This window comes from Algoriphagus aquatilis, from assembly GCF_042657405.1.
Taxonomy (GTDB): domain Bacteria; phylum Bacteroidota; class Bacteroidia; order Cytophagales; family Cyclobacteriaceae; genus Algoriphagus; species Algoriphagus aquatilis.
The window spans coordinates 164256-182936 of the sequence record NZ_JBHSKS010000009.1; the positions used below are offsets into that span (position 1 = coordinate 164256).

The following is an 18681-nucleotide window of genomic DNA, read 5'->3' on the forward strand; positions in this document are numbered from 1 at the left end:
TTTGGCTGAAATCGAAAACAAGGTAAATCAGAAAATGAAAAAGGGGAAACCAAGTCTCCCCTTTAATTTTTTCTAGTACATGAGCCTAAACCACCAAATTCACAATCTTACCTGGTACGATAATCACTTTCTTAGGAGCTTTTCCTTCCAGCCATTTTTGAACGGAAGCATCAGCCAAAGCAGCTTTTTCGATTTCGGGAATAGAAAGTGTAAGAGGTAAATCCAACTTTGCACGCATCTTGCCATTGATCATGACCGGATATTCAAAGTTGCTTTCAACCAAGTACTCTTCCTTAAACTCAGGGAAATTCGCAGTGGTGATTGACCCTGAATGACCCAACAACGACCAGAGTTCTTCAGATATATGCGGTGCGTATGGAGAAATCAAAACCGCCAAAGGCTCCAATACTTCCCGCTTGTTGCATTTTAAAGCTGTCAGCTCGTTGACGCAAATCATAAAGCTGGACACTGAGGTATTGAAGGAATAATTGGCCATGTCTTCCTCCATCTTCTTGATAGCTTTGTGAAGGGCTTTGAGTTCTTCCTTGCTAGCTTTTTCATCGGAAACGGCAAATTCACCAGCTGCATTATGGTAAAGGTTCCACACCTTTCTCAGGAATTTATACACCCCGTCGATGCCATTGGTATTCCAAGGTTTGAATTGCTCCAAAGGTCCCAAGAACATCTCATACAATCTCAGGGTATCGGCCCCGTAGCGCTCGATGATGTCGTCGGGATTGACCACGTTGTACTTGGATTTGGACATTTTTTCTACTTCCGATCCACAGAGGTACTTACCGTCTTCCAGGATAAATTCTGCATCGGCTAAGTCAGGTCTCCAAGCTTTGAACTTCTCCAGATTCAGATGATCGTTGTGGACGATATTTACATCCACGTGCATGGCGGAGGTGTCGTATTGGTCTTTTAGACCATAAGAAACAAATGTATTGCTGCCTTTCAATCGATACACAAAATTCGACCTTCCCTGAATCATCCCTTGGTTGATCATCTTTTGGAAAGGTTCGTCGATGCTCACCACACCCAAGTCGTACAAAAACTTGGTCCAGAAACGGGAGTATAGCAAGTGGCCGGTTGCATGCTCGGAACCTCCGATGTACAAGTCCACGGCACCCCAGTAATCGGTTTTAGCTTTGTCTGCAAAGACCGCGTCGTTTTTCGGATCCATGTAGCGGAAAAAGTACCAGCTCGATCCCGCCCAACCCGGCATGGTGGAGAGTTCTAAAGGATATTCTCCGTCTGCCGTTTTGTAAGTCCAGTCTTTGGCTCGTCCGAGTGGAGGTTCGCCGTCTTCGGTAGGTAAATATTTGTCTACTTCAGGAAGAACCAAAGGCAGGTCTTTTTCTTCGATCAAGTAAGGCAATCCCTCTTTGAAATAGACAGGTAGCGGTTCGCCCCAATAACGCTGCCGGGTGAAGATCGCATCCCGCATTCTGAACTGGATTTTGCCCTTTCCGATTCCTTTTTCTTCTAGAAACTCAATGCATTTCTGCATCGCTTCCTTCATGTAAAGCCCAGAAATAAAGCCCGAATTGATGATTAAACCGCCTTTTCCCGGGAAGGAACCGTTTTCCATCGAGCCTTCAATCACTTGGCGAATTTCCAAGTCGAAGTGCTTGGCAAAGTTGTAGTCACGCTCGTCATGTGCAGGAACGGCCATCACTGCACCAGTTCCGTATCCAGCCAAAACGTAATCGGCCACCCAGATTTGGATTTCCTCCCCATTAAACGGATTGATCGCGAAGGATCCGGTGAAAGCACCGGAAATGGTCTTTACATCGCTCATTCGCTCGCGCTCTGAGCGGTTTTTGGCTACTTGGATATAGGCTTCGGCAGTTTCCCGCTGATCGTCGGTGACGAGTTCGGCCGCCAAGTCAGATTCCGGTGCCAACGCCAAATAGGTTACTCCGAAAATGGTATCCACCCGGGTGGTGAACACTTTGATTTTTTTATTAGAACCCTTCACATCGAAGAGCACTTCCGCACCGATCGACTTTCCGATCCAGTTGCGTTGCATTTCTTTGATCGGTTCGGACCAGTCCACTTTTTCCAAGCCTTGCAAAAGCCGGTCTGCATAAGCAGTGATCCGCATGGACCACTGCATCATTTTCTTGCGCTCCACAGGATGGCCGCCTCGCTCGGAGAATCCGTCTTTTACTTCATCATTTGAAAGTACGGTTCCCAGTGCCGGACACCAGTTTACAGTCGTCTCAGCCAAGAAAGTCAATCGGTATTTGAGCAGCATTTCCTGCTTTTCTTTTTCAGAAAAAGCATTCCATTCCGCTGCGCTAAAAGTTGGGGTATCTTCATCACACACCGCTTTGACATTGGCATTTCCTTCTTTTTCAAATCGGGAAATAAGCGAAGAGATCGAAAGCGCTTTGTCCGCGTCGTGGTCATAGTAGCTGTTGAACAGCTGCATGAAAATCCACTGAGTCCACTTGTAATAGGATGGATCTGAAGTACGGACTTCCCGATCCCAATCAAAGGCGAAGCCAATATTCTTTAGTTGCTCGGTATAGCGGGTGATATTTTGCTCGGTGGTGATGGCGGGATGCTGCCCGGTTTGGATCGCGTATTGCTCAGCAGGCAATCCAAAGGAATCATAGCCCATCGGATGCAGGACATTGAAGCCCTTCAGCATTTTGAATCTTGAGACGATGTCAGAAGCAATATAGCCCAGCGGGTGACCAACGTGAAGCCCAGCACCGGATGGGTAAGGAAACATGTCGAGGGAATAAAACTTGGGACGATGGGTGTCCACTTCGGCTTTAAAGGTGCCTTTTTCTTTCCAGTAGCCTTGCCATTTTTGCTCGATTTCCCTGAAGTTGTACTCCGCCATGATTGAAATTTTCTTGATTTTTTGACTAAATGCCTGCAAAAATAGAAAAATCAGGCGGCTTTGGTAGTCAAATTTCCAATTCCTCCCAAATCGGGATTTTGTCCACTGATCAATTTTGTTTGAGGCACTTGGAGCTTTTTTGTACTTTCCCAAACCTAACCAACCGACCTTATGAGGAAGAACTTACTGATCACACTTGCCTTGGCCGGAGGAATCTGCCTTTCGGCTTTTCCCCAGAAAAAATACACTCCCAAGCAAATCGAGGCGCTCAAAGCCGAAGCTGCCCAAATCGTCCAAGCCAATCACAAGCAAAGCCAGGTGATGGTGGACAAGATTTTCTCCTTCGCTGAGCTTGGCTTTCAGGAAGTCGAGTCATCGAAGTACCTGACGGGGATTTTGGAGAAAAATGGGTTTACTATCGAACGAGGTGTTTCAGGAATCCCGACCGCATGGTTTGCTACTTGGAAAAATGGTGAAGGACCTGTGATTGCTTTGGGTTCGGACGTGGATAATATCCCTAAAGCCTCCCAGTATCCAGGAGTGGCTTACCACAAACCCATGGTCGAAGGAGCTCCGGGACATGGTGAAGGTCACAATGCAGGAATTCCGCTGAATATCACTGCTGCCTTGGCCGTAAAGCAAATCATGGAGCGTGAAAAAATTGGCGGTACACTGGTTCTTTGGCCTGGAATTGCAGAAGAATTGGTGGCTGCGAAAGCTTGGTTTGCAAGAGATGGGAAGTTTGATGGAGTGGATCTCTGCATTTTTACCCATGTGGCCAATAACCTGGGTGTGAGCTGGGGTCAGGCGAGCGGTACGGGCTTGATCTCTGTGGAATACACCTTTTCGGGAGACGCCGCTCACTCAGCCGGTGCGCCTTGGAGAGGGAAAAGTGCTGCCGATGCCGTGGAACTGATGAATATCGGCTGGAACTACAAGCGGGAGCATTTGCATCCTTTGAAACGGTCGCACTCGGTCATTACAGATGGGGGAGATCAGCCGAATGTCGTACCTTCCAAAGCTTCGATTTGGTACTATTTCCGCGATGTGAAGTATGACGGCATCATGGAAATGTATGCCCAAGCCAATGATATTGCCAAAGGTGCAGCCTTGATGACGGGTACAACCATGACTTCGAAAGTATTGGGAACGGCTTGGCCAAGACACTTTAATAAGGTGATTGCGGAAAAAATGTATCAAAACATCCTCAAGGTGGGCTTGCCGACTTGGGATGAAAATGATCAGACCTTGGCGAAAGCCATTCAAAAAGAATTGGGCTCCAAAGAGGAAGGAATGCCTACCAAGTTAGATACGTTGGGGCTTCCTGTAGTAGAGCCGATTTCAGGCGGTTCGGATGACATTGGAGATGTGTCTTGGGTGGTACCGACGGTTACTTTGAGGTTTCCTTCCAATATTCCCGGACTTCCCGGTCACCACTGGAGCAATGCCATTGCGATGGCGACACCCATCGCTCATAAGGGCGTGACTGCTGGAGCAAAAGCTGAAGCCATGACGATTTTGGACTTTTTACTTCAGCCTGAGTTAGTCGATCAGGCCTGGGATTATTTCAAAAATGTGCAAACCAAAGAAGAAACCTACAAGCCGATGATCACCAAAGATGATGCACCACCAATCTACCTGAATGAAGGCATCATGAAGCAGTTCCGTCCTCAGTTGGAGAAATTCTACTACGATGAAACGAAGTACGATACCTATTTGCAGCAGCTCGGGGTGACGTATCCGACGGTGAAAAAGAATTAATCCTTAATTACGATTTACGAATGACGATTTACGGCCTAAATCTGAACTTCCGTCCTAATTTCCAGAAGGTTACCTTCAGGTTACAACGATTGAGGTTCAAAACAGGGTCGTAAATCGTAATTCGTACCTCGTAAATCAAAAATGACAACTTCAAATTTCACATTTAAAATTAGAGAAGCTTCTCCCGCAGAGCTCCTCTGGGTTCACGAGCAGATTCCTGAGTTTCCGGGGAAGGCGTCTTTGGATTTTTATACCGAACGCTTGAAGCATCGACTTCATTTGGCTTTGGTAGCTGAAAAAGATGGAGAGTTGTTGGGTTTTAAAGTAGGCTATCAAAGTGACACACCGGATTCTTTTTATTCCTGGATGGGAGGAGTTAGGCCTGAGTTTCGCAAACAGGGAATTGCAGATACATTGGCAGAGTATCAGGAGAATTGGGCAAGGGAAAAAGGCTTCAAGTCAATTTATTTCAAAACTCGCAATCGCTTTCCAGCCATGATTACCTTCGGATTGAGCCGAGGCTTTAAAATCATGGAGGTTATCCCAAAGGGTGGGGTGGAGGATTATCGGGTGGTGATGTGGAAGGAGTTGTGATTTGTGTACTTCGTAAAAAGTTGATTCACTGATTTTTTGCCAAGAAAACTATGAAAAATACCCTATTCAGGGTATTTTAATACTTTACGATCCTCGGTAAAATTGAAAATGAATTAAATGGCTATGGGAAAGAGTAATAAACAGATGTTAAAACTGATTTTATTTAGTTATTGGGGAGCTTTTCTAGGTGCCTATTTTAAAATCAATGGAAACCCAAATGGGGATTACCTACTTATGTTGGCGATTCTGTTTAAGATTGTCGGAATAGCCGGATTGATTTATTTCAACAGAAAAAAGATCATTGAATTTCTAAGTTAGAGCGTAAGGCAGGGGATTTTTCTCCAGCTTTTTCTTGCCTCAATGTCTGCTGGTTTTTTAATGTTGGTTTGAGAATTATAGGATTTTGATGTGGAAGGAGTTGTGAGGTTTTATTGACGATTGACGATTTCGGATTTACGACTTTTGTTGCACATCAATCCTAAATTCAAAAGGGTAACTTCTAAGAATCAGGTTTGAGGTTCTCAGTGATGTCGTAAATCGTCATTCGTAAGTCGTAATTTCCTCCTACCTTTGTGCTTCATTCAGCGGTCGAATCACCCGCTTTACCAAAAATTCATGCACACACTCGATTTGGTAGCACAGACTACCCCGCAATTAGTAGCCTCAGGGCTTCAGCTTCCCATCATGGAAGCTTTTTACACCATCCAAGGAGAAGGCAGATTTACCGGACATCCCGCTTATTTTATCCGGCTGGGAGGTTGTGATGTGGGTTGCGTCTGGTGCGATGTTAAGGAATCCTGGGAAGCTGCTAAATGGCCTCTCCTATCCATTGAGAAAATCGTTGAAGATGCTTTGGCTTTTCCGGGAAGATTGGTTGTCATCACCGGAGGCGAACCTTTGATGTATAACCTCGATCCGCTGACTAAGTTGTTGAAGAAAAAGGGATTCACTACCAATATCGAAACTTCCGGAGCGCATCCATTTTCGGGAGACTTTGATTGGGTGTGCTTTTCTCCAAAGAAATTCAAAAAGCCACATCCTTCCATTTATGCTGAAGCAGACGAGCTGAAAGTGGTCATATATAATAAGAGTGATTTTGATTTTGCGGAGGATCATGCCAAGTTGGTGAATGAAAGCTGCGAACTTCGCCTTCAACCCGAGTGGAGCAAGTCCTCCAAGCTCACTCCTGAGATCATTGAGTACGTGAAAAATCACCCGACTTGGAAAATATCCCTCCAAACCCATAAATTTATGGACATCCCCTGAGTCCATGCGCCCTGTTCTCTATTTAGTTTTCCTACTGCTCCTTGCATTTTCTGCCCAATCGCAAACCTATTCGATAATAGATGGGAGAGCCATAAAACTTTTTCAGGAGGGTGAGGAATTGACCGCGCTGCGGAAATACGAGGAAGCCTTACTGAGTTATAAATCAGCGATTACACGTGAAGCGTCATTTTTGGAAGCCTATGTCAAAGCAGCCCAGGTGTTGATGACCTTAGGAAGGCTGGAGGAAGCAGAGAAAATAGGTTTGCAGGGGAAAGCTAAGCTTACAGGGAAAAATGCAAAGCCAAAGAATGTGACTGATTTTGGATGGCTTTTTACCAATCTTTATTTGAAGCAAGGTAAATTTACCGAAGCCTATCGGCAGTTTCAGGAGGTGGATCCCTTGTTTGATGAGGGTTTTAAGAAAAACCTTTACTATGTCCAGATGAAGGAGAAAATTGATTTTCTAAGTCATCAATTGGATAAAGTGCAAACTATCCAAAAAGAGGTTCTTCATTCTCCTCTCAATGAGTTTCAGCTTCAATATTTTCCAGTATTGACTGCGGATGGTGAGCAAATTTTGTTCACGAAAAGAGATGGTACCGGAAATTTTGACAAAGAGGATATTTATACTGCTTTTTTAACCAACACCGGTGGTTGGACCAAGCCACAAAGTATTGCCCAAACGATCAATTCACCCTATAATGAAGGGACCTGTTCGATTACTGCAGATGGGAATATCTTAATATATACTTCCTGTGACGCACCAGACTCTCAGGGAAGCTGCGACTTGTATGTCGCTTATCGAATTAATGGAGCCTGGCAAAGGCCAACCAATATGGGGCCTAAGGTAAATTCCAGATCTTGGGAATCTCAACCTTCTCTTTCAGCAGATGGCAGAATTCTTTTTTTCTCTTCCAATCGTAAAGGCGGTTATGGTGGAAACGACATTTGGTATACGGTGAGACAAACAGATGGCGGTTGGTCGGAGGCAAAAAATCTGGGAGCTATAGTCAATACGCAAAAAGATGAGATTTCCCCCTTCATGTTCTTCAACAATGAGATCCTGTTTTTCGCATCCGACGGACACCAGGGATTTGGAGGCATGGATATTTTTCTTTCTAGGGTTAAAAATGGAGTTTTTAATTCTCCCGAAAACCTTGGCCTACCCATCAATGACCATTTGGATCAAGTAGCCTTATTCATCACAGCAAAGAAAGATTACGCTTACTATACTGAGTTGAATACTTCTGATGGTACAAAAGATAGGTCGCTACTTTATCGATTTAAGTTTCCAGAAGAGATTTACATTGGTGAAAATCTTACAGTCACTGAAGGCAAGGTCTTTAATGCAAAAACGGGACAACCAATCAGTGCGACACTTTCCCTTGTCTCTCTAACCAATGATAGCACCCTTTACGAGTTTCAGTCAGATGGAAAGACTGGGGATTTCATGATGCTGTATCCCGACAAGGCGATATCGGGCCTATACGTGGAAAAAAAAGGGTATTTACCCAAAATTTACAATGTTGAACGGGATAAAATCAAAAATGTAAAAGATCTTAAAGTCGAGCTGGTACCTGTATCACCGGGAGAGGAGTTTGTGTTTGAAAATGTATTTTTTGATTTTGACAAGTTTGATCTCAAGCCAGAATCTCTTTCTTCACTGAAAAGGTTGCAAAAGTTTCTCCTGGAAAATCCAAACGTGAATATCCTGATTTCAGGGCATACCGATAATGTGGGAAGTGCGAGTTATAACCAAACCTTAAGTTTGCAACGAGCCAAAAGTGTCCAACAATTTTTGGTTAATGCGGGTTTGCACCCAGGTCGAGTCCTAGTCGAAGGAAAAGGAGACAAAGAACCAATGGTGCCCAATACCACTGCTGAAAACCAAGCACTCAATCGAAGAATTACAATTAAAGTATTATAATCAAAATATAATTTTGATATATTGACTTTATCTTGACTATTCTATTTTATATATAAGGATATCAGTATACTAGTTATCATATATTTCAAACTCTCAAAATATTGTTTTATTTCTCAAATAAAATTGATTTTTATTTGAATCTAGGCATCATCTAATTGGATCAATGACCAAATTTTGAGGCTCAACCCTCTAGAATTTTAAATTTTAATCGATCTTATTCTGATTTTTTTATGAGTGGCTTAAAAAAAAATCAAAAAATTAACTTTTGTTAACATTGAATTAACAGAATAAATAAACGGATCGGTTTAAAGTTTTTTCTAAAACGGAATTATGTTCTGATTTTGGCTGAATTTCCTTCAATTCTATGCGGATTCTAGATTAAACTTTTCCCTCTTATTTTTTGTATCCCATTTGAGATATTCGGTTTTTCGAAATATCATTGAGTTTATTAAACCAAAATCTAACCAATATGAGGAAAGTTTTACTTCTAGGACTCATGCTTCTTTTTGCGAGTGCAGTAGCATTTGCACAGAGTCGTGTGATCACTGGTACGGTAAAATCCAATGAAGATGGATTGCCGATTCCAGGCGCATCAGTAACTGTCAAAGGCACTTCGATAGGAGTTGCCACCGATATTGACGGTATGTACTCTTTGGAGGTTCCAGAGGGAAGTAGGATTCTAGTTTTTAGTTTCGTTGGACTTCTTACCCAAGAACAGTCAATCGGAACTAGAACCCGAATCGACGTATCACTTGATCCAGACGTGACTGCCTTGAGTGAGGTAGTGATCGTGGGTTATGGTGCTACACCGAAAAGAGAAGTAACTGGTTCAATTGCCTCTGTAAAAGGCGAAGCAATTGAAAACATGCCAGTTCAATCTTTTGACAGAGCCTTACAAGGACGTGCTGCAGGTGTTCAGGTTACTGCAACATCAGGTGCTCCAGGTGGGGGAATCAACGTAAGAGTTAGAGGTGTGGGTTCAATCAATGCAGGTAGTGACCCTCTCTACATTGTTGATGGAGTTCAAGTCGCTTCTGGTGCATTGGGAGGACAAGCTTCCAACAACCTTCTTAACTCTATCAACCCTAACGACATTCAGTCGATCGAGGTATTGAAAGACGCTGCTACAGCCGCAATCTACGGTGCTCAAGCTGCAAACGGTGTAGTAATCATCACTACCAAAAAGGGTAAAGCTGGTAAAACTCAATTCAACCTCTCCCTACAGGAAGGTACAGTAGAAGCAATCAAAGTAATTCCAACCTTGACCGCTCCTGAACTGGCTACCATGAAGATTGAGGCATTCCAAAACAGATTCAGAAGACTTGGTCCAAGTGCGACCAACGGTACTTCCTTGGACAATGCTAGACAATTGGCAGTGAATATTTATGGTGATCCAGCAACTGTTCAAAATACCGATTGGCAAGAAGCAGTTTATAGAACCGGAAAGAGCCGAATTGTTGACTTCAGTGCAAATGGCGGGGATGAAAGAACAAAGTTCTTCCTAAGTGCTTCTTACAACCTAAATGAAGGTCAAGTAATTAAATCTGATTTTGAAAGAGGTACCGTTCGTTTGAACCTAGATCATAAAGCAAATGACAGATTGTCCTTTGATGTGAACATGAGCTTGGCTACAACTACTCAAAACGGTGCTATCGCAGACGGTGCATTCATTAACTCTCCGTTCTTTGCAGCATTATTTACTTTGCCAAATCAACCAATTTTCAAGGAAGACGGAACTTACAATGCTCCACTACCAGGTACCTTCGGATATAACTTGGTGCAGTCTGTTGAATTTGAGACTAGAAAGCTTGTAAGAAATCAAACTGTATCAAGCCTTGCTGCTAATTACAAAATTAGCAACAAGTTAAGATGGAGATCATTTGTAGGTGTTGACTATGCGGTTGCTAGAGATGATAACTACCGAGATGCTCGTGTGCCTCAATTTGCACCTACCGGTGGTTCTGCAGCGGTTGCAAGCCGTACTTTGCTTAACTGGAACACGAACCACACCATCACCTATACCAACACTTTCAATAAGATACACAGCGTAAACGTATTGGCAGGTACAGAATTCAGAGTTGAAGAAAACGAAGAATTTAACGCAACTGGTCAAGGTTTCCCTAATGGTTTGTTCAGATCCTTGCAAAATGCTGCAACTCCATTCGCAGTGGGTGGATTCTATACTACCTGGAAAGTAGGTTCATTCTTTGCCAACGCAAAGTATGATTACAAAGACAAGTATTTGGCTACTGCTACAGCTCGATACGACGGTTCCTCTAGATTTGGAATTAACAACAGATGGGGGCTTTTCTATTCAGGAGCGTTGGCTTACAGAATTTCTTCCGAAGATTTCATGAAGAACGTGACTTGGGTTGATGATTTGAAAATCAGAGCTAGCTACGGTATCACAGGTAACTCCAGCATTGGCAATTTTGCTTCGAGAGCACTATTTGGTGGTGGAGGTAACTACGTAGGTTTGCCAGGTATTCGTCCTTCTCAATTGGGTAACGATGATCTTTCTTGGGAAAAAGCTGAAACCATCAACCTAGGACTTGACTTTGCAATTTTTGGAAGTAGAGTTTTTGGTGCTGTTGAAGTTTATGATCGTGTAAACAAAGACCTACTCCTCAACGCTGCATTGCCAGTAGATTCAGGCTTTGGATCTATCACCAAAAATATTGGTAAAGTTCAAAATCAAGGATTGGAGATCGAATTGAACACCGTAAATATTGACAAAGGTGACTTCAAGTGGTCTACATCATTCAACGTGTCATTCCAAAGAAATGAAATCTTGGCGCTGGATGGAAGAGAAACCATCGGTACCACCTTGCGTGTAGGTTATCCTGTATCTATCTACTGGTACCCTCAATTTGCTGGTGTAAACCCTGCAGACGGACGTGCTATGTATTTGGATACCTTGAATAACATTACTTACAACCCTCAAGGTAGAGATGCAAGATATGCTGGAACTCCTCTTCCTAAAGGATTTGGTGGTTTGACCAATACCTTCTCTTACAAAGGCTTGACTCTTGAAGTGTTCTTCCAAGGACAGTGGGGTAACATGAACCTAAACAACACGGCATTCTTCCACGAAGCTGCTGGTGGTGCAGGTTGGAACCAAGCTAAATCTCAGTTGAGAAGATGGCAACAGCCTGGCGACATCACAGATGTTCCTAAGGCTTATGAAGGGGTAGAACCAGGAGTAACAGGTTCTAGAGCTAATATATTCTCTACCAAACAAATGGAGGATGCATCTTACATTCGTCTGAAGCAAGTAACATTGGGTTATAATCTGCCTTCGACTCTTGTAGAGAGAATGAATTTAAGACAAGTTAGATTCTTCTTGCAGGGTATCAACCTAGCTACTTTCACTTCCTATACTGGATTTGATCCTGAATTGCTTGCTACTGATATCGGTAGATATCCACAGGCTAAACAAATTACTGGTGGTGTAACTGTAGCATTTTAATTAAAAAGTCATGAAAAAATTACTATATACACTTTCATTAAGCACAATACTGCTAGGAGTTACTAGCTGTGAAGAAGCTTTGAATACTGAACCTAGACAAAGCGTGAGTGCTAATGTCGCACTTCAGGATATCACTGGTGTAAGATCTTTGTTGATTTCAGTTTATGATAGGCTTCAGGGATCTGATTATTATGGTGCGAGATTCATGTTGGGACCTGATGCTTTGGCAGACAATGCAACAGTTACCAATGCTCAGTCAAACAGATATTTAACTTGGACTATCAACAACTTTGGTGTTCATTTCAATATCTGGGGTAATAACTACGGTGCTATAAATGAGGTTAACTACATTTTGGCCACCGATCTTACTAAGATCACTACAACTACAGAAGCAAATCAGTTAAGAGGAGAATCCCTATTTCTTAGAGCACTTCTCTATTTTGATTTGGCTAGAGTTTATGGTTATGAGCCAGGTCGTGAGGTTAACGGATTCAATCTTTCTGTTATTATTAGAACAGAACCTGTTTCTACAGCATCTCAGGCGGATTTTAGACCACGATCTACAAATAGAGAAGTTTATGATTTGATTGAGAAAGATTTGAAAGAAGCAATTGGGTTATTAACCGGCACTAACAGATTTAGAGCTACCCAAGCTGCTGCTCATGCGCTACTTTCCAGAGTGTATCTGTATCAGTCAAAGTGGGCGGATGCTGAAGCAAGCGCTACCTCTGCTATAGGTGCTACCCCAGCTACTTTGATCAATTCTTCAGCTGTGGCTTCCAACTATAGAGCGGCATTTACCTCAGCTCCTAACCCGGAATCTGTATTTGAGCTAGCTTATAATGCTCAAACTGAAACTCTCGGCTTTAATGAGTCTCTAAATTCATTGACACTCAGACAAGGCGGTCCAGTTGCAGGTTCTGGTGGTTGGGGTGACGTAATTCCTACTCCTGATTTGCTGTCTCAGTACCTTCCTCAAGATTCCAGATTTGAGAACTTTATTTCTGATACGAAGCAAGGACAAACTGCTCTGTTTTCTAGAAAATATGTGGGTGCTATAGGTCCATTTACTGACAATGTTCCTTTGATCAGATTATCAGAACTGTATTTGATCCGTGCTGAAGCACGCATCAGACAAGGGAAATTGACAGAAGGCTTGAGTGACCTTAATACCATCAGAGCAAGAAGATTCCCAGCTGCATTTAACTCTGCCGTATCTACTACTGATCCTGCCGAGGCTATTGCTGCAGTTTTTGCAGAAAGAAGACTTGAATTGTTCTTTGAAGGTCACAGATTCTTTGACCTTAAGAGAACTGGTCAAGACATCAGAAAAGGTGCTACAGGTCCTATCCAGTATACTGATGTAAGAGTGTTGGCACCGATTCCACAGGCTCAGGTGGAACTAAATAAACTCCTTGTTCAAAATCCTGGCTATTAATCAATAACGATATGAAAAAGTATTTCATTAATTCATTAGCAATCCTCGTATCTTCATTGATGTTGGTTTCTTGCTTTGAAGCAGAAGATAAATCCTTCAAAGGTCCTGAGGAGTTTCAATTCAACAATCAGTCATTGGGTAGAATAGCAGCCACTATTCCTGGTATAACTGCTCAATCTCTAATTGCGAAAACTGTCAATCAAGCCACTGTCAGAGTTGATAGCGTGGAGGTGCAGCTTATTGGTGTTCAAAAGAATACTGCGCTTGAGGTATCTTACAATGTAGATCCAACTTCTACAGCGGTAGCTGGTACACACTACACCCTGGTTTCTCCAGGTAAGGTTACCCTAGCCCCCAATACTTCTAGTACCTATGTCAAATATAATGTCATTGCTGGTGGCATCCCTGCGGGTGGTTCACCGGTGAGATTTATATTAAATCTTGAAGGTGCTCCAGGCATTCCTGCTGGTGAAAACCATAAAAGATTCACCGTGACAATCACTCGTTAATTAGTATTAATTCTATTAAAGCTGGCAGTTATTCACTGCCAGCTTTTTTTATATTCGTTTATGAAAAATTCAATCTTTCTCTTCGCCTTTTTTATTGGATTTATATCGTCAGGGTATAGTCAGATTGTAAATCTTACTACTGCTGATGGACGTCCAATCCTTCAGGAAAAAAATAATGGAATTGATGGGAGTCCTTATTTTGATGAGGCTTATCAAAATTCTAAAATAATCCTTCAAAATGAATCTCATGTTAGAGAAGCATCGGGAAGAGTTAATTTGCTAAATAAGACTTTTGAGTTTTTAAATGAAGGCAAACTTTTAGAAATCACATTTGCAGAAATAAAGAGTCTTGAATTAGCGAATCCATCTCAGGGATTTTCTGTAAGATTTGTCAATGGTTCTGAAATAGGAATGTCTAAAAATATGCTCTACCAAGAAATATTTGAGGGAGCCTCTCTTAATGTAGTCAAAGAGTTAAGCTATAAACTTTCTGATGTTCAAGTAGACAGTTACTCTCAGTCCGAAGCCAAAAGAAAAGTGATGGTATCGGAAGAGTTATTTTTAATTGTATCTGGTAAAGGGCAAAGTTTTAAACGAAATCAGAAGTCATTCTCTTCTGTTTTGCCTTCAAACTTGCAGCAGAAATTGGAGCAACTTTCTAAGTCCAAGAAGTTGACTTGGAAGACGGATGAAAACTTAATTGAAATTTTGGATTATTTGGACAATTATTAATTGGGATTAATTCTCCGTTTTTCTACCCATAGTATTTTGGCTATTTTTGCCATTCTTTATTGATACTATGATTCACGTTTCCCGAAAGGAACATTTCAACGCTGCTCATAAGCTTTGGAATCCCAACTGGTCAGATGAAAAGAATTTCGAGGTTTTTGGCCCCTGTGCCAATGTCAACTGGCATGGACATAACTTTGAATTAATCGTGACTGTAAAAGGAATGCCTGACCCTGAGACTGGGTTTGTGGTGGATTTGAAAAAATTAAGCACATTGATCAGGCGATTGGTTATCGATAAGGTAGATCACAAAAACCTGAATGTCGATGTGGATTTTATGCAAGGGAAATTAGCCAGCTGTGAGACCTTAGTCATGGAGTTTTGGAAGATTCTAGAGCCTGCAATAAAAGATATTACTCCAAACGGAGGCCTTTACAAGCTTAAACTCTATGAGACTCCAAGGAATTTTGTGGAATACTTTGGGGAATAATTTAATCACCACGGAGAGCACAGAGATATTGGTAGATACTTTTAGAGATTTTTTGATTTTGTATTCTAACTTGTGATGAGTTAGTTTTTGAATCAAAATAAAAATTTCATGAACGATTTTTCTATTACTGAAAAGATTATTGGAGAAGCAATTTTTGTCCATAAACAACTTGGCCCCGGCCTTTTAGAAAGTACCTACCAAAATTGTCTTTTCCATAGACTAAAAAAAGCTGGTTTTAGTATCGTTAAAGGGAGCCCACTTCCTGTATTTTTCGACGGAATCCAAATCGATTGTGCTTACAGATTAGATATGGTAGTCGAAAGTAAGGTTGTATTAGAATTGAAAAGTGTCAAAAAAATGAAGGACATTCATTTGGCCCAAATGATTACCTATTTGAAACTTGGCGGGTATTCTACAGGACTCCTAATTAATTTTAATGTGTTAAAACTGGTTGACGGAATAAAGAGAGTTAAGATTTAAATCCTCTTTGCTCTCTGTGGTTAAATGAAAAAAATCTACATCATATCAGGCGAGCGATCGGGAGATTTACACGCTTCCAACCTTGTTCATGCCATAAGGGTTCAAGATTCATCGATTAAGTTTCGTGGGATGGGAGGGGACTATTCCAAAAAAGCAGGTGTTGATTTGGCGGTTGATTATTCAGATGTCGCTTTGATGGGCTTTTTGGAAGTGGTGTTGGGCTTTCGAAAAGTTTTGAAATACTTGAAAGTAATTAAAAGTGATCTGTTGGCTTATCGTCCGGATGCTTTGATTTTGGTGGATTATGGAGGGTTCAATATGAAGATTGCAGCTTTTGCAAAGGAAAATGGTATTCCTGTTCACTACTACATTCCTCCAAAAGTCTGGGCTTGGAACCAAAAGAGAGCGCTCAAAATCAAAGAGATCACCAATCAGATTTATTCCATTCTTCCCTTCGAACAGGAGTTTTTTGCCAAGTTTGGAATGAAAGTTCACTATGTTGGTAATCCGCTTTTGGATGAAATCAAGAAGTTTAAGCCTCATGACTTTTTCTTTCAAAAGAATGAATTGAGCTATCAGCCCATCATTGCTTTGCTTCCCGGCAGTAGAAAGCAGGAATTGGATGCTATGCTGGACCGGATGATTGATTTGGTTAAGGAGTTTCCTAATGCGCAATTTGTAGTTGCAGGTGTGGATAGTTTGCCAGGTTTTGTCTATGATTTAGCCAGAAAAGCCGGAATAAAAGTAGTGTTTAATCAAACTTATGACCTGCTTTCACATGCAACCGCCGCTGTGGTAACTTCTGGAACGGCCACATTAGAAACTGCTCTTTTTCGGGTACCGCAGATAGTTGTGTATCGCACTTCTTCTATTTCCTATCATATTGCCAAAAGACTGATTCGTGTGCCTTTTATTTCATTGCCCAACCTTATCGCAGGCAAAGAAGTGGTAAAAGAACTGATTCAAAATGACTTTACGATTGAAAATCTACGTGAGGAACTTCAGCGTATTTTCACCAATGTGGTATATAAAGGAGAAATGCTGCAGGGGTACGATTTGATCCGTGAAAAGATAGGAGAGGATGCTGCATCCGAAAAAGTTGCCAAATTGGTTCTAGAATTAAACAATAAATGAAGATTTTCTGGAAGTAATTTAAATCAAAAACCCCGACTACTGCCGGGGTTTTTGATTTATGCCACTTGAAGTCGCTTAAATTTTGATTTATCAAATTGTGATTTTGCGTAGTCTTCATCGATGGTAAGCTCTTTAATGCTGTCATCTGAAGGAAGCTCATACATGGCATCGGTGATGATCGCCTCACAGATAGAACGAAGGCCACGGGCACCGAGATTGTATTCAACGGCTTTGTCCACAATAAAGTCTAACGCGCTCTCTTCAAATTTCAATTCCACACCTTCCATTGCTAGAAGCTTGGTGTATTGTTTAACCAAAGCATTTTTTGGCTCAGTTAAGATTCTCTTTAAAGCATCTTTGTGTAAAGGATCCAAGTGAGTCAATACTGGAAGACGTCCAATCAATTCAGGAATCAGCCCAAAAGCTTTTAAATCTTGTGCAGTCACATACTGCAACAGGTTTTCACGATCTGCAGCTATTGCGCCTGTGGTTTTGCTAAAGCCCATAGGTTGTGTATTCAGCCTTTTCCCGATATGCCTTGCTATCCCATCAAACGCTCCACCACAGATAAAAAGGATGTTTTCGGTATTGACAGCAATCATTTTTTGATCAGGGTGCTTTCTTCCTCCTTGCGGTGGAACATTGACTACTGTGCCTTCAAGAAGTTTTAGCATAGCCTGCTGTACACCTTCACCGCTTACATCCCTGGTGATTGATGGATTGTCAGATTTGCGTGCGATCTTATCGATTTCGTCGATGTAAACAATACCTCTTTCCGCAGCTTCTACATTATAGTCCGCAGCTTGAAGTAAGCGTGTCAAGATGCTTTCCACATCTTCTCCCACATAGCCGGCTTCCGTGAGGACTGTAGCATCGGCAATGCAAAATGGTACCTCAAGCGTTTTTGCCAGCGTTTTTGCCAAGTAGGTCTTTCCTGTACCGGTATCTCCCACCATGATGATGTTTGATTTTTCAATCTTAATCTCATCATGTTCTTCCTTCTGCTGAAGACGCTTATAGTGGTTGTAAACAGCTACAGTCAAGACTTTTTTGGCATCCTCTTGCCCAATCACATATTGATCAAGATAGGAAGTCAGCTCCTTGGGCTTCTTAAGTTTAAATTTTGGCTTAGAGGAAGATTTTTTGGTTTTTTCCTCTTCCCCAAGGATAAGATGAGCCTGATCAATGCAAAAGTTACAGATATGGGCAGAAATGCCCGATACCATCAGATCTACATCTTTTTTATTTCTGCCACAAAAGGAGCAAGTAACTTGAGCCATTACCTTGGTTTTTTTACTAAAACTTCATCAATCAGACCGTACTCTTTGGCTTCCGGAGCTCTCAACCAATAGTCTCGATCAGAGTCACGCTCTATTTCTTCGAAAGTTTTGCCGGTGTGGTTAGCTAGGATTTGATAAAGTTCCTGCCTCATGGCAAGAATCAGCTTTAGGGAGATTTCCATGTCCTTGGACTGTCCCTGCATCCCTCCGGATGGTTGGTGAATCATGACTCTGGAGTGCTGAAGTGCAGAACGCTTGTCCTTAGCGCCTCCTGCAAGTAGGACCGCACCCATCGATGCTGCGATGCCGGTACAAATGGTGGCTACATCTGGACCGATATACTGCATGGTATCATAAATACCAAGACCGGCAGTAACTGAGCCTCCTGGGCTGTTGATGTAGAGAAGAACGTCCTTTTTAGCATCAACTGATTCTAAAAACAGCAACTGAGCGATGATAATGTTGGCAATATGATCATCTACAGGTGTTCCCAAAAAGATAATTCGATCCATGATCAATCTAGAAAAAACGTCGATTTCTCTGAAGTTAGATGGACGCTCTTCGATGACCGCTCTGGTCATATTCTCTATATGGGTGGTGTATTGGTCAAATGCCGTTCCGCTTACGCCTTGGTTGTGAATGGCATACTTTCTAAATTCTTCTTTGTTGATCATTGTTGAGTTTGTTGTGGTGTGCAAAAATAAAAAAGTCCTTTAAAAAAGGACTTTTCAATATAAGCTGTAA

General features: G+C 42.0%; 14 protein-coding genes. 11 read left to right on the plus strand and 3 right to left on the minus strand.

What is annotated here, in order from left to right:
* Positions 1–85 precede the first annotated feature (85 nt).
* On the minus strand, positions 86–2860 hold the full coding sequence (gene leuS, locus ACFPIK_RS12605) for a leucine--tRNA ligase (RefSeq protein WP_377915787.1): 2775 nt from the start codon (positions 2858–2860) through the stop codon (positions 86–88).
* Between the two features lie 171 nt (positions 2861–3031).
* Here leuS and ACFPIK_RS12610 point away from each other — a divergent pair, with 171 nt between their 5' ends.
* From ACFPIK_RS12610 to lpxB, 11 genes are all read left to right on the plus strand, one after another.
* Entirely contained in the window at positions 3032–4621 is a 1590-nt protein-coding gene (locus tag ACFPIK_RS12610) for an amidohydrolase (protein ID WP_377915789.1), read from the plus strand.
* A 141-nt stretch (positions 4622–4762) separates the two neighbouring features.
* Positions 4763–5215, plus strand: coding sequence for a GNAT family N-acetyltransferase (locus ACFPIK_RS12615; RefSeq protein WP_377915791.1), 453 nt, complete (start codon positions 4763–4765; stop codon positions 5213–5215).
* A gap of 615 nt (positions 5216–5830) precedes the next feature.
* Positions 5831–6481 carry a 7-carboxy-7-deazaguanine synthase QueE gene (locus ACFPIK_RS12620; protein WP_377915793.1) on the plus strand — a complete coding sequence of 217 codons (651 nt, stop codon included), beginning with the start codon at positions 5831–5833 and terminating at the stop codon, positions 6479–6481.
* Positions 6482–6485: 4 nt separating this feature from the next.
* Positions 6486–8408: an OmpA family protein gene (locus tag ACFPIK_RS12625; protein ID WP_377915795.1), complete on the plus strand. Its 1923-nt coding sequence runs from the start codon at positions 6486–6488 to the stop codon at positions 8406–8408.
* 469 nt (positions 8409–8877) lie between these two features.
* Complete coding sequence (locus ACFPIK_RS12630) at positions 8878–11877, plus strand: SusC/RagA family TonB-linked outer membrane protein (protein ID WP_377915797.1); 3000 nt, start codon at positions 8878–8880, stop codon at positions 11875–11877.
* Positions 11878–11887: 10 nt separating this feature from the next.
* A complete protein-coding gene (locus tag ACFPIK_RS12635; RefSeq protein ID WP_377915799.1) occupies positions 11888–13315 on the plus strand; it encodes a RagB/SusD family nutrient uptake outer membrane protein in 1428 nt (475 codons plus the stop codon).
* 11 nt (positions 13316–13326) lie between these two features.
* Complete coding sequence (locus tag ACFPIK_RS12640) at positions 13327–13824, plus strand: hypothetical protein (protein ID WP_377915801.1); 498 nt, start codon at positions 13327–13329, stop codon at positions 13822–13824.
* Between the two features lie 60 nt (positions 13825–13884).
* The gene (locus ACFPIK_RS12645) at positions 13885–14556 is read left to right on the plus strand and encodes a hypothetical protein (protein WP_377915803.1); all 672 of its coding nucleotides are present in this window, start codon (positions 13885–13887) and stop codon (positions 14554–14556) included.
* 67 nt (positions 14557–14623) lie between these two features.
* Positions 14624–15043, plus strand: a complete 420-nt coding sequence (locus tag ACFPIK_RS12650) for a 6-pyruvoyl trahydropterin synthase family protein (protein WP_377915805.1) — start codon at positions 14624–14626, stop codon at positions 15041–15043.
* Positions 15044–15151: 108 nt separating this feature from the next.
* The gene (locus ACFPIK_RS12655) at positions 15152–15523 is read left to right on the plus strand and encodes a GxxExxY protein (RefSeq protein ID WP_377915807.1); all 372 of its coding nucleotides are present in this window, start codon (positions 15152–15154) and stop codon (positions 15521–15523) included.
* Positions 15524–15547: 24 nt separating this feature from the next.
* Positions 15548–16657, plus strand: a complete 1110-nt coding sequence (lpxB, locus tag ACFPIK_RS12660) for a lipid-A-disaccharide synthase (protein ID WP_377915809.1) — start codon at positions 15548–15550, stop codon at positions 16655–16657.
* 56 nt (positions 16658–16713) lie between these two features.
* On the opposite strand, the gene clpX is transcribed toward lpxB, so the two are convergent.
* Positions 16714–17937: an ATP-dependent Clp protease ATP-binding subunit ClpX gene (gene clpX / locus ACFPIK_RS12665; RefSeq protein ID WP_377915811.1), complete on the minus strand. Its 1224-nt coding sequence runs from the start codon at positions 17935–17937 to the stop codon at positions 16714–16716.
* Positions 17937–18611 (minus strand): ClpP family protease, encoded by a 675-nt coding sequence (locus ACFPIK_RS12670; protein WP_377915813.1) that lies wholly within the window; start codon positions 18609–18611, stop codon positions 17937–17939. Before ACFPIK_RS12670 ends, clpX begins: the two co-directional genes overlap by 1 nt.
* Positions 18612–18681: the final 70 nt, after the last annotated feature.

Bases quoted from the DNA above. Each gene is read 5' to 3' on its own strand.
- ACFPIK_RS12615 (WP_377915791.1), top strand. From the start codon at position 4,763: ATGACAACTTCAAATTTCACATTTAAAATTAGAGAAGCTTCTCCCGCA.
- ACFPIK_RS12640 (WP_377915801.1), top strand. From the start codon at position 13,327: ATGAAAAAGTATTTCATTAATTCATTAGCAATCCTCGTATCTTCATTG.
- ACFPIK_RS12635 (WP_377915799.1), top strand. From the start codon at position 11,888: ATGAAAAAATTACTATATACACTTTCATTAAGCACAATACTGCTAGGA.
- leuS (WP_377915787.1), bottom strand. From the start codon at position 2,860: ATGGCGGAGTACAACTTCAGGGAAATCGAGCAAAAATGGCAAGGCTAC.
- ACFPIK_RS12650 (WP_377915805.1), top strand. From the start codon at position 14,624: ATGATTCACGTTTCCCGAAAGGAACATTTCAACGCTGCTCATAAGCTT.
- lpxB (WP_377915809.1), top strand. From the start codon at position 15,548: ATGAAAAAAATCTACATCATATCAGGCGAGCGATCGGGAGATTTACAC.
- ACFPIK_RS12610 (WP_377915789.1), top strand. From the start codon at position 3,032: ATGAGGAAGAACTTACTGATCACACTTGCCTTGGCCGGAGGAATCTGC.
- ACFPIK_RS12630 (WP_377915797.1), top strand. From the start codon at position 8,878: ATGAGGAAAGTTTTACTTCTAGGACTCATGCTTCTTTTTGCGAGTGCA.
- ACFPIK_RS12625 (WP_377915795.1), top strand. From the start codon at position 6,486: ATGCGCCCTGTTCTCTATTTAGTTTTCCTACTGCTCCTTGCATTTTCT.
- ACFPIK_RS12655 (WP_377915807.1), top strand. From the start codon at position 15,152: ATGAACGATTTTTCTATTACTGAAAAGATTATTGGAGAAGCAATTTTT.
- clpX (WP_377915811.1), bottom strand. From the start codon at position 17,937: ATGGCTCAAGTTACTTGCTCCTTTTGTGGCAGAAATAAAAAAGATGTA.
- ACFPIK_RS12645 (WP_377915803.1), top strand. From the start codon at position 13,885: ATGAAAAATTCAATCTTTCTCTTCGCCTTTTTTATTGGATTTATATCG.
- ACFPIK_RS12620 (WP_377915793.1), top strand. From the start codon at position 5,831: ATGCACACACTCGATTTGGTAGCACAGACTACCCCGCAATTAGTAGCC.
- ACFPIK_RS12670 (WP_377915813.1), bottom strand. From the start codon at position 18,611: ATGATCAACAAAGAAGAATTTAGAAAGTATGCCATTCACAACCAAGGC.